A 10,700-nucleotide genomic window follows, 5' to 3' on the forward strand; every position below is an offset into this window, starting at 1 on the left:
GGAGCATCCGGTCCGGCCGGACCGTCCGCGTCCGCCGGCCGAAGGACCGATTCACCCCGTTCGCCCGAGGCCCGGGCCGGAGACGGCCGAGCCGTCCCCTCGGCCCCGTTCGGTTCCGGCTGCCCGGCCCCCGCCCGTACGCCCTCGGCGTCCGCCGCGCCGGACGGGCCCGCGCCCTCCGGCGCGGCCGCGGTGCCTGCCCCGGTCGCGCCGTTCCGGCCGGCCGCCCCGGCGCGTGCCCGGTCGGCCGTGAAGCGCCCGAAGCCCCGTGAGGTCTCCCGCCGCTCGCGCGGCCGCAGCGCGAGGGCGACGGCGCCCGAGGCCAGGGCCGGGACGATCGCCAGCAGCGTGAGCGTGCCCGGCACCGGCAGCGGCTCGGGCGCGCCGAGGAGGCGCGCGGCCGTGCCGCCGAACGGCAGGCCCGTACCGCCGAGGTCACCGCGCAGATGCAGGAAGGCCAGCAGACCGAGCAGGGTGCCGAAGGCGGACACCAGGGCGGTGGTGGCGGCCGCGACGGCCATCAGCCGGCCCGGTCCCAGGCCCAGGGCGGACAGGCCGGGCCGTACCCGGGTGCCCGGGTCGGTGCGGGCGACCGCGACCGTCAGGTACACGGTGGCGGCCAGCGGGACCACGCACCAGGACAGGCGCAGCAGCGCCGCCGACGCCTGGGAGGGGTGGGCGAGGGCGTGGCCGAGGCTGCACAGCATCAGGAAGGCGGTGCCCGCGCAGGCCGCGACCACGGTCAGGCGGCGCAGCTGGACGGCCGGGCGGGCGACGCGGGTCAGACGGAGAGCGAGCACGCCGCCCGGCCTTCCGTCGTGTCGCCGGCCGGGGGCAGCTCGACGGTCTTCACGCACCGTCCGTCGAGCAGGGCCACCGTGCGGTCGGCGAGGGCCGCGGTCTCCGCGTCGTGGGTGGCCAGCACGACCGTGATGCCGTGCGAGCGGGACGCGGTGGTCAGGGTGCGCAGGATGTGGCCGCGGTCGGCCCGGTGCAGCGGGGCGGTCGGTTCGTCCGCGAAGAGCACCGTGGGGGCGGGGGCGAGCGCGCGGGCGATGCAGACCCGCTGCCGCTCGGCCTGGCGCAGCTGGTGGGGGCGTTTGCGGGCCAGTTCGCCGACGTCCAGGCGTTCCAGCCACTCCAGGGCGGTGCCCTTGGCCCGGCGCCGGCTGGTGCCGCGCAGCATCAGCGGCAGGGCGGTGTTCTCCCAGACGTTGAGCTCGGGGACGAGCGCGGGGGCGGGGTCGATCCAGCCGAACCGGTCGCGGCGCAGCCGTTCGCGGGCCAGCGGGCCGGGGGTGTGCACGGGGGAGCTGTTGAACCACACCTCGCCCTCCCGGACCCGCACCAGTCCCGCGAGGCAGCGCAGCAGCGTCGTCTTGCCGCTGCCGCTCGGGCCGGCCACGGCGAGGATCTCGCCCTGCCGCACGCCGAGCGAGACGCCGCTGAGCGCGGGCGAGCCGTCTTTGTGGGTGTAGTGCAGGGCGCGTGCCCAGAGCACGTCGTTGTCCGGCGGGGCCACCATGGCGTACACCTCGGTTCGGAGCGGGAATGCCGCGCGGGTTGCCGTGCGGGTCCGTGGGATCCTTCGTACGAATCCCCCGTACGGGGGAACGAAGGCGGAGCCGATCGGTCACGACGCTAGGCGGCCCGGTGCCGGGTGCCCGGACAGCACACGGCCCCGGGCCGCCGTTTCCCACTCGAACGGACGGCTCCGGGGCCGGTGATGATCATCTGATCGGAGGTGTGCGCGGGCGGCGCTCACCCCGGGGCGGTCACAGCTTGGTCCACGCCTCCGTCAGCGTCGCGCGCAGGATCTGCTCGATCTCGTCGAAGGTGCCCTGGTCGGAGATCAGCGGCGGGGCGAGCTGGACGACCGGGTCGCCGCGGTCGTCGGCCCGGCAGTACAGGCCGTTGTCGTACAGCGCCTTGGACAGGAAGCCGTACAGGACGCGCTCGGTCTCCTCCTCGTTGAAGGACTCCTTGGTGTTCTTGTCCTTCACCAGCTCGATGCCGTAGAAGAAGCCGTTGCCGCGGACGTCACCGACGATCGGCAGGTCGTGCAGCTTCTGCAGGGTGGAGAGGAACGCCGACTCGTTGTCGAGCACGTGCTGGTTGAGGTTCTCGCGCTCGAACAGGTCGAGGTTGGCCAGCGCCACGGCCGCGGAGACCGGGTGGCCGCCGAAGGTGTAGCCGTGCAGGAAGGTGTTGTCGCCCTGGTAGAACGGCTCGGCCAGGCGGTCGGAGATGATGCAGGCGCCGATCGGGGAGTAGCCCGAGGTCATGCCCTTGGCGCAGGTGATCATGTCCGGGACGTAGTCGAACTTGTCGCAGGCGAACATCGTGCCCAGGCGGCCGAAGGCGCAGATGACCTCGTCCGAGACGAGCAGGACGTCGTACTTGTCGCAGATCTCGCGCACCCGCTGGAAGTAGCCGGGCGGGGGCGGGAAGCAGCCGCCGGCGTTCTGCACCGGCTCCAGGAAGACGGCGGCGACCGTCTCCGGGCCCTCGAAGAGGATCTGCTGCTCGATCTGGTCGGCGGCCCAGCGGCCGAAGGCCTCCGGGTCGTCGCCGAAGAGCGGGGCGCGGTAGATGTTGGTGTTGGGCACCTTGTGCGCGCCCGGCACCAACGGCTCGAAGGGGGCCTTCAGGCCCGGCAGGCCGGTGATGGACAGGGCGCCCTGCGGGGTGCCGTGGTAGGCGACCGCGCGGGAGATGACCTTGTGCTTGGTGGGCTTGCCGGTCAGCTTGAAGTACTGCTTGGCCAGCTTCCAGGCGGTCTCGACGGCCTCGCCGCCGCCGGTGGTGAAGAAGACCTTGTTCAGGTCGCCCGGCGCGTAGCCGGCCAGCCGCTCGGCCAGCTCGACGGCCTTGGGGTGGGCGTAGGACCACACCGGGAAGAACGCCAGCTCCTGGGCCTGCTTGAAGGCGGTCTCGGCCAGCTCGACGCGGCCGTGGCCGGCCTGGACCACGAACAGGCCCGCCAGTCCGTCCAGGTAGCGCTTGCCCTTGTCGTCGTAGATGTAGGTGCCCTCACCCCGGACGATCGTCGGGACGGGGGAGTTCTCGTACGAGGACATGCGGGTGAAGTGCATCCACAGGTGGTCGTACGCGGACTTGCTGAGGTCCTTGGTGCTCACGGTTATCGGGTTCCCCACATGTAGGTCTGCTTCTTGAGCTTGAGGTAGACGAAGCTCTCGGTGGAGCGCACGCCGGGCAGGGCCCGGATGCGTTTGTTGATGACGCCCAGCAGGTGGTCGTCGTCCTCGCAGACGATCTCGGCGAGGATGTCGAACGAGCCCGCGGTCATCACCACGTACTCGACTTCCGACATGTCAGTCAGCGCGTCCGCGATGGCCTCGACATCGCCCTCGACGTTGATGCCGACCATCGCCTGCCGGCGGAAGCCCACGGTGAGCGGGTCCGTGACGGCGACGATCTGCATGACGCCCTGGTCGAGCAGCTTCTGCACGCGCTGGCGCACGGCCGCCTCGGACAGACCGACGGCCTTGCCGATCGCGGCGTAGGGCCGGCGGCCGTCCTCCTGTAGCTGCTCGATGATGGCGAGGGAGACGGCGTCCAGGTGGGGGGAGCCGTTCCCGGTGCGGGACTCGCGGGCGGAGTCCTTCTGGTCTGCGCTTCGACTGGCCACGTCCTCACTGTGCACGACGTATCGACAGTTCCGCAAGCCCGAAGCGATGTATTTCGTTGTCCAGGAGCCCAAGACTTGCGGATTTCGCAGAAGTGGCGGCGACGGGGGTGTTGAAAACGTCGGTGCGCGGACTAGGGTGGGTGTCTCAGAGATCGGACACCGAACCACACCAGGAGGGCCGGCAGTGAGCACCGAGCTGCGTCGTCTGCGCAACTACATCGACGGTGAGTTCCGGGACGCCGCCGACGGACGGACCACCGAGGTGGTCAACCCCGCGACCGGCGAGGCCTACGCCACCGCGCCGCTGTCCGGCCAGGCGGACGTCGACGCGGCCATGGCGGCGGCCGCGGCGGCCTTCCCGGGCTGGCGCGACACCACCCCCGCCGAGCGGCAGAAGGCCCTGCTGAAGATCGCGGACGCCTTCGAGGAGCGCGCCGAGGAACTGATCGCCGCCGAGGTGGAGAACACCGGCAAGCCGATCGGGCTGACCCGCTCGGAGGAGATCCCGCCGATGGTCGACCAGATCCGCTTCTTCGCGGGCGCCGCCCGCATGCTGGAGGGCCGCTCGGCCGGCGAGTACATGGAGGGGTTGACCTCGATCGTCCGCCGTGAGCCGGTCGGCGTCTGCGCCCAGGTCGCGCCGTGGAACTACCCGATGATGATGGCCGTGTGGAAGTTCGCCCCGGCGATCGCCGCCGGCAACACGGTGGTGCTCAAGCCGTCGGACACCACGCCCGCCTCCACCGTCCTGATCGCCGAGATCACCGGCTCGATCCTGCCGAAGGGCGTCTTCAACGTCATCTGCGGCGACCGCGAGACCGGCCGCCTGATGGTCGAGCACCCGACCCCGGCGATGGCCTCCATCACCGGCTCCGTACGCGCCGGCATGTCGGTGGCGGAGTCCGCCTCCAAGGACCTCAAGCGCGTCCACCTGGAGCTGGGCGGCAAGGCCCCGGTCGTCGTCTTCGAGGACGTCGACATCCCCAAGGCCGTCGAGGACATCTCCATGGCCGGCTTCTTCAACGCCGGCCAGGACTGCACGGCCGCCACCCGCGTCCTCGTCCACGAGTCGATCCACGACGAGTTCGTCGCCGCCCTCGCCAAGGCCGCCTCCGAGACCAAGACCGGCCAGCCGGACGACGAGGACGTCCTGTTCGGCCCGCTGAACAACCCCAACCAGCTCAAGCAGGTCGCCGGCTTCATCGAGCGGCTGCCCGCCCACGCCAAGGTCGAGGCCGGCGGCCACCAGGTCGGCGAGCGCGGCTACTTCTACGCCCCGACCGTCGTCTCCGGCCTCAAGCAGGACGACGAGATCATCCAGAAGGAGGTCTTCGGGCCGGTCATCACGGTCCAGTCCTTCACGGACGAGGACCAGGCCGTTCAGTGGGCCAACGGCGTGGAGTACGCGCTGGCCTCCTCGGTGTGGACCAAGGACCACGGCCGCGCCATGCGGATGTCCAAGAAGCTCGACTTCGGCTGCGTGTGGATCAACACCCACATCCCGCTGGTCGCCGAGATGCCGCACGGCGGCTTCAAGAAGTCCGGCTACGGCAAGGACCTGTCGGCGTACGGCTTCGAGGACTACACGCGCATCAAGCACGTGATGACGTCGCTGGACGCGTAAGGCCCCCGGCGGGCGGGTCCGCCCGGCGGATCGAGACGCGTGCACCCGCGGGCGGCCCGGCTGCTCGTCGCGCGGGGCGCGCGCACCGCGAGCGCGCGGCGACCGGGCCCGCCCGGAGGACGGACGGGCCGATCCCCGCCCGCGCGGCCTGATCCGCCGGACAGCCCCGAGCCGCCGAACCCGCGGCCCCGGACGGAGGACGGACCGTCCGGGGCCGCGTGCCGTCACCGAGCCGCGAGGAAGTCCAGTTCGTCGTCGGCGAGTCGGAGGGTGACGGCCTGCGCCCGTCGGCCGGGGACGGGCGCTCGCCCTGGTGGGGAGTTGGGGGCTCGGCGAGAACTGATCGACAAGGTGTCAGGCCCGGCCTGCCGCGCTCGACGGAGCGTCGATTGCCCAGGTGAGACCGCGGACGGCATGCTGCGCCAATGCCCCGGACACCGCTGACACCCCTGAAGCCGACGCCCCCGCGCACCGCCCCCTCCCGCCGTTTTCTGCTGCGCGCCCTCGGCGGCACCGCCGTGCTCGGCGCCCTGGCCGGCTGCGGGGTCCCCGCCGCCTACGTCGCACCCGGCGACCGCGCCGCCCCGGACAGATCCGCCGCCGACAAGCGGCTGACGTGGGCCAACTGGCCGCTGTACATCGACACGGACGACGACGACCCGGGCCGCCGCCCCACCCTGGAGGCGTTCGAGAAGCGCACGGGCCTCTCCGTCGACTACGTCGAGGAGATCAACGACAACGACGAGTTCTTCGGCAAGATCAGCCCGTCCCTGATGAACCACCAGAGGCCGGGCCGCGACCTCATCGTCATCAGCGACTGGATGTGCGCCCGCTACGTACGCCTGGGCTGGGTGCAGGAGATGGACCGCGCCCGTCAGCACGACGTGGCCCGCTACCTGGACCCGCAGCTGCGCTCGCCCGCCTTCGACCCCGGGCGGAAGTTCACCGTCCCCTACCAGTCGGGCATCACCGGCATCGCCTACAACCGCCGCAAGCTGGGCCGTGACATCCACCGTGTCACCGACCTGTGGGCGGCCGACCTGAAGGGCAGGGTCACCCTGCTCTCCGGGCTGGACGAGGCGTTCGCGCTGCTGATGCAGGGCGACGGCGTGGACATCACGAAGTGGACGGCGGACGACTTCCACCGGATGTGCGACCAGGTGGAGAAGCAGGTGCGGCACGGTCAGATCCGCCGCTTCACCGGCAACGACTACACCAAGGACCTGGTCAGCGGTGACGTGCTGGCCTGCCAGGCGTACTCGGGCGACGTGATCCAGCTCCAGGCGGACAACCCCGACATCCGCTTCGTCGTGCCCGAGGAGGGCGCCGAACTGTGGGCGGACTCCTTCATGATCCCCAACCTGGCCGGCCACAAGGCGAACGCCGAGCGGTTGATCGACTACTACTACGACCCCGAGGTCGCCGCCGACCTGGCCGCCTGGGTCAACTACGTCTGCCCGGTCCCGGCGGCGCAGGAGGTGCTGGCCGCGTCGAAGGACAAGGACACCGCGGCCCTCGCCGACAACCCGCTGATCTTCCCGGACGCCGCGATGCGCGAACGCCTGGCGGTGGCCCGGGACATCAGCTCCACCGAGCGCACGGAGTTCGCCCAGCGCTGGAACAAGATCGTGGGGTTGTGACCGGGGACACCCGTGCGCCCCGGCCGCGCGACCGCACGGTGGTGGATCACGGGGCGCCGGTGCGTACGGCGGTGGATCACGGGGTGCGGGTACGTGCGGTGGTGGATCACGGGGTGCCGGTGCGTACGGCGGTGGTCGCCAGCGTGGTGTACCGCATCGTGAAGCGGCCCCCCAGGGCGTCGACGGCACGGCCGACCGCGCCCAGGACGTCGGCCAGCTGATCGGGGCGGAGCCGGGTGAGGCCACCGGTGGTGGGGAGCAGGTCCAGCCACTCCTCGCGCGTGTAGGACCGCTCCCAGTCGAAGCGCCACTGTTCCGGCTCGTCGAACCGCCCGGTCGCGCGCAGCGTGTCGGCGATCTTCGCGTACCCCGCCCGGTACACCTCCAGGGGACGCCGCGCCGGTTGGCTGCTCAACGGGGAGTCGGGCGCCACCCGGCGGTACGCCGCCGCGAACGGCTCGGCCACCTCGGCAGGCGGCTCGAAGACGTGCCCGAAGATCGCCAGGCGCCCGTTCGGGCGCAGCAGCCGCGCCGCCTTCGCGGCACCGGCGGCCGGGTCCACCCAGTGCCACGACTGGGCGGCGATCACCGTGTCGAACACCCGGCCGGCCGGCTCCCATTTCTCGAACGTCGCCACCTCGACCCGCAGGCCGCGGTCCCGCGCGACGTCGGCCATCCGCGTGTCCGGCTCGACACCGAGCACCGTGCAGCCGGCGGCCTGGAACTGGCGGGCCGCGATGCCGGTGCCGCAGCCGACGTCGAGCACGTCGGGACCGGGACTGCCGGCGACGACGCGCGCCACCAGGTCCTCGGGATAGCGCGGGCGGGCCTGGTCGTAGCGGTGCGCATCCGTGCCGAAGGACTCGGCCATCCGCCGCACCTGGTGCGGGCGCGCGGGTTCCGGTTGCTCTCGCGGTAGAATGGGCATGCGCCCACCTTAGTGGGCAACCGCCCACACGCCAACGGGTGCCGGGTGTCCGGCGTACGAGAGGATCCAGCAGTGCCGACCGGAGTGCATCTGCGCGACGCGCGCCGGCAGCTGTTCGACGCCGCCGAACGCGTGCTGCTGCGGGACGGCCCGAACGGGCTGACCAGCCGGGCCGTCACCGACGAGGCGGCCTGCGCCAAAGGCGTCCTGCACCGGCACTTCAGCGACTTCGACGCCTTCCTGGCCGAGCTGGTGCTCGACCGGGCCGCACGCCTGGAGGCGCAGGCGCGTGCGCTGCGCGAGGCCGTCGGCACCGCGACCGTGACCGACAACCTCACCGAAGCGCTGACCGCCCTGTTCGGGCCGGTTCCGGTGGCGATCATCCCGCTCGTCACCTTCCGGGACGCACTGCGCGCGCGGCTGCGGCAGGCCATGCCGCACGGCGGCATCGCGATCCTCACCCAGGTCACGGCCGCGGTCTCCGCCTACCTGGCCGAGGAGCGCGCGCTGGGCCGCGTCTCGGCCGACGCCGACCTCGACTCGCTCACCCTCTCCCTGGTCGGGGGCGGGCACCTGCTGTTCGCGGACCGTGACGCCGACCCGCCGACCACGGCGACCGTGCGCAAGCTGGTGGCCTCGGTCCTCGCCGACGCCGTACCGCCGAAGCCACGCTGAGCCGTCCCGGCCGTCGGCTGGAGCGCGTCACGCCGGCCGCGGTGCCGCTGCCCGCCGGCCCCGTGCCCCCGTCTGATCACCGCTGCGTACGGCCGCCGTCGCCGCGCAGCGCGCACAGGACGTCGACGCGGTTGGTCGTGATCGAGTCCACGCCCAGGGCGGCCAGGCGGCGCAGCGAGCGGCGGGTGTCGGGGGTCCACACGGACAGCAGCAGGCCGTCGCGGTGGACCCGGGCGGCCAGTTCCCGGTCCACCAGGCCGAAGCGGTAGTTCAGCCAGCGCGGGCGCACCGCCGCTAGCAGGCCGGCCCGCGGTGGCGCGAGCGAGGTCCAGGTCAGGGCGATCTCGGCGGACGCGTCGGCCGCGCGCACCGCGAGCATCGCCTCCGCACCCGCGCAGTAGTACGCCCTCTCCCGTGCCCCGCACGCCCGCACCACGTCCATGATCCGGGCCACCGCCCGCGGGCCGGGCCCACCGGGCAGGTCGATCATCACCCGGCTGCCGTCGGTGGCGGCGAGCGCGTCCTCCAGGGTCGGCACCCGGCCGTCCGTCAGCTCGCGCACCTGCTCGGCGGTCAGCGAGCGCAGCGGCCGGTCGTGCCCCCACAGCCGCTTCAGCGACTCGTCGTGCAGCAGCACGGGCACGCCGTCCCGGGTCAGGCGGACGTCGACCTCCACCGCGTCCGCGCCCCGGGCGAGCGCGGAGCGGAGCGAGTCGAGCGTGTTCTCGGGGAAAAGGTAGGGGTCGCCGCGGTGCGCCACGGCGGTGAGCGTCTGCATGCGCCCCATTGTGGCGCGGACCCTGTCCGCCGGGTCGCGTCCCGGCGCTTGGCTCCCGGGCCTTGTCTCCCGGCCCTTGTCTCCGGCCCGAGGGTGGCTTCGGTCAGGGGGCGAGCCAGCGCTCGGTGTAGGCGTCGATCTCCTCGGCGATGCGCGCCTTGCCCGCCTCGTCCAGGAAGGAGGCGTGCACCGCGTTCTTGGCCAGCTCGGCGATGCCCCGCTCGTCCAGCCCGAGCAGGCGGGCGGCCACGGCGTACTCGGTGTTCAGGTCGGTGCCGAACATCGGCGGGTCGTCGGAGTTGACGGTGACGAGGACCCCGGCCTCGACGAACTCCTTGATCGGGTGCTCGTCCAGGGTGCGCACGGCACGAGTGGCGATGTTGGAGGTGGGGCACACCTCCAGCGGGATCCGGTGCTCGGCCAGGTGCGCGAGCAGCTTGGGGTCCTGCGCGGAACTGGTGCCGTGGCCGATGCGCTCGGCGCGCAGCTCGGTCAGCGCGTCCCACACCGTCTGCGGCCCGGTGGTCTCCCCGGCGTGCGGCACGGAGTGCAGCCCGGCGGCGATCGCCCGGTCGAAGTACGGCTTGAACTGCGGCCGCGGTACGCCGATCTCGGGGCCGCCCAGCCCGAACGACACCAGCCCCTCGGGCCGCAGCCGCTCGTCGGTGGCCAGCCGCAGCGTCTCCTCGGCCGACTCCAGACCGGCCTCCCCGGGGATGTCGAAGCACCAGCGCAGCACGGTCCCGAAGTCCGCCTCGGCCGCCTTGCGGGCGTCCTCGATGGCGTCCATGAAGGCGCGCTCGTCGATGCCGCGGCGCGTGGAGGAGTACGGGGTGACGGTCAGCTCCGCGTACCGCACCTGCTGGCGGGCCATGTCGCGGGCCACCTCGTACGTCAGCAGGCGGACGTCCTCGGGGGTGCGGATCAGGTCGACGACGGACAGGTACACCTGGATGAAGTGCGCGAAGTCCGTGAACGTGAAGTAGTCGGCCAGGGCCTCGGGGTCGGTGGGCACCTTGGAGTCGGGGTGCCGGGCGGCGAGTTCGGCGACGATGCGGGGGGAGGCGGAGCCGACGTGGTGCACGTGCAGTTCGGCCTTCGGCAGTCCGGCGATGAAGGCGTGCGGATCGCGCGGTGCGTGCTGCTGGGTCAAGGCGTCCCTCCCCGGGAACGGCACCGCTGGCCCTGGGGGAGCGGTGCGGGTGATCGGCTGATCGATGAGCACCGCCATCGTAGGCGCAGGGCCGCCGGCGCCGACGGGCCGGTGCCGGCGTCGTGCCTGTGCCTGTGCCTGTGTCATGAGTGTGCCGTGCCTGCACGGTGTCCGCGTGTGCCTGCGCGGCGCCCACGGGTTGTCGTCGGCCCCTGCGTCCCCACCCGGCCGTGTCGTGTCCGTCATGCTT

General features: G+C 72.5%; 9 protein-coding genes and 1 pseudogene. 3 read left to right on the plus strand and 7 right to left on the minus strand.

Going from position 1 to position 10,700, the window contains the following annotated elements:
* The 4 genes and pseudogenes from GV126_RS23670 to GV126_RS23685 form a co-directional block, all read right to left on the minus strand.
* Positions 1-800, minus strand: a pseudogene (locus GV126_RS23670) (hypothetical protein); the annotation flags it as partial.
* Positions 782-1,525: an ABC transporter ATP-binding protein gene (locus GV126_RS23675; RefSeq protein WP_159670227.1), complete on the minus strand. Its 744-nt coding sequence runs from the start codon at positions 1,523-1,525 to the stop codon at positions 782-784. The pseudogene GV126_RS23670 and the gene GV126_RS23675, both read right to left, overlap by 19 nt.
* Before the next feature lie 250 nt (positions 1,526-1,775).
* Positions 1,776-3,158 carry an aspartate aminotransferase family protein gene (locus GV126_RS23680; RefSeq protein ID WP_236570080.1) on the minus strand — a complete coding sequence of 461 codons (1,383 nt, stop codon included), beginning with the start codon at positions 3,156-3,158 and terminating at the stop codon, positions 1,776-1,778.
* Positions 3,143-3,667 (minus strand): Lrp/AsnC family transcriptional regulator, encoded by a 525-nt coding sequence (locus GV126_RS23685; RefSeq protein ID WP_159670233.1) that lies wholly within the window; start codon positions 3,665-3,667, stop codon positions 3,143-3,145. Before GV126_RS23685 ends, GV126_RS23680 begins: the two co-directional genes overlap by 16 nt.
* A 169-nt stretch (positions 3,668-3,836) precedes the next feature.
* Between GV126_RS23685 and GV126_RS23690 the strand changes: the two genes are divergently transcribed.
* Together GV126_RS23690 and GV126_RS23695 are read left to right on the plus strand one after the other, a co-directional pair.
* Positions 3,837-5,276, plus strand: a complete 1,440-nt coding sequence (locus GV126_RS23690) for a gamma-aminobutyraldehyde dehydrogenase (protein ID WP_159670236.1) — start codon at positions 3,837-3,839, stop codon at positions 5,274-5,276.
* A 425-nt stretch (positions 5,277-5,701) separates the two neighbouring features.
* Entirely contained in the window at positions 5,702-6,916 is a 1,215-nt protein-coding gene (locus GV126_RS23695) for an ABC transporter substrate-binding protein (RefSeq protein ID WP_159670239.1), read from the plus strand.
* A 106-nt stretch (positions 6,917-7,022) separates the two neighbouring features.
* Here the strand turns inward: GV126_RS23695 and GV126_RS23700 are convergent, their stop codons facing one another.
* A complete protein-coding gene (locus GV126_RS23700; RefSeq protein ID WP_159670242.1) occupies positions 7,023-7,844 on the minus strand; it encodes a class I SAM-dependent methyltransferase in 822 nt (273 codons plus the stop codon).
* Between the two features lie 72 nt (positions 7,845-7,916).
* On the opposite strand from GV126_RS23700, the gene GV126_RS23705 reads away from it, so the two are divergent.
* Positions 7,917-8,519, plus strand: coding sequence for a TetR family transcriptional regulator (locus GV126_RS23705; RefSeq protein ID WP_159670245.1), 603 nt, complete (start codon positions 7,917-7,919; stop codon positions 8,517-8,519).
* A gap of 76 nt (positions 8,520-8,595) precedes the next feature.
* Here GV126_RS23705 and GV126_RS23710 read toward each other — a convergent pair whose 3' ends face one another.
* On the minus strand, positions 8,596-9,297 hold the full coding sequence (locus tag GV126_RS23710) for a glycerophosphodiester phosphodiesterase (protein WP_185947866.1): 702 nt from the start codon (positions 9,295-9,297) through the stop codon (positions 8,596-8,598).
* A 103-nt stretch (positions 9,298-9,400) separates the two neighbouring features.
* Positions 9,401-10,528: an adenosine deaminase gene (locus GV126_RS23715; RefSeq protein WP_328707349.1), complete on the minus strand. Its 1,128-nt coding sequence runs from the start codon at positions 10,526-10,528 to the stop codon at positions 9,401-9,403.
* Between the last annotated feature and the right edge of the window lie 172 nt (positions 10,529-10,700).

Source organism: Streptomyces mexicanus, assembly GCF_902506575.1.
In the GTDB taxonomy this organism is placed as follows: domain Bacteria; phylum Actinomycetota; class Actinomycetes; order Streptomycetales; family Streptomycetaceae; genus Streptomyces; species Streptomyces mexicanus.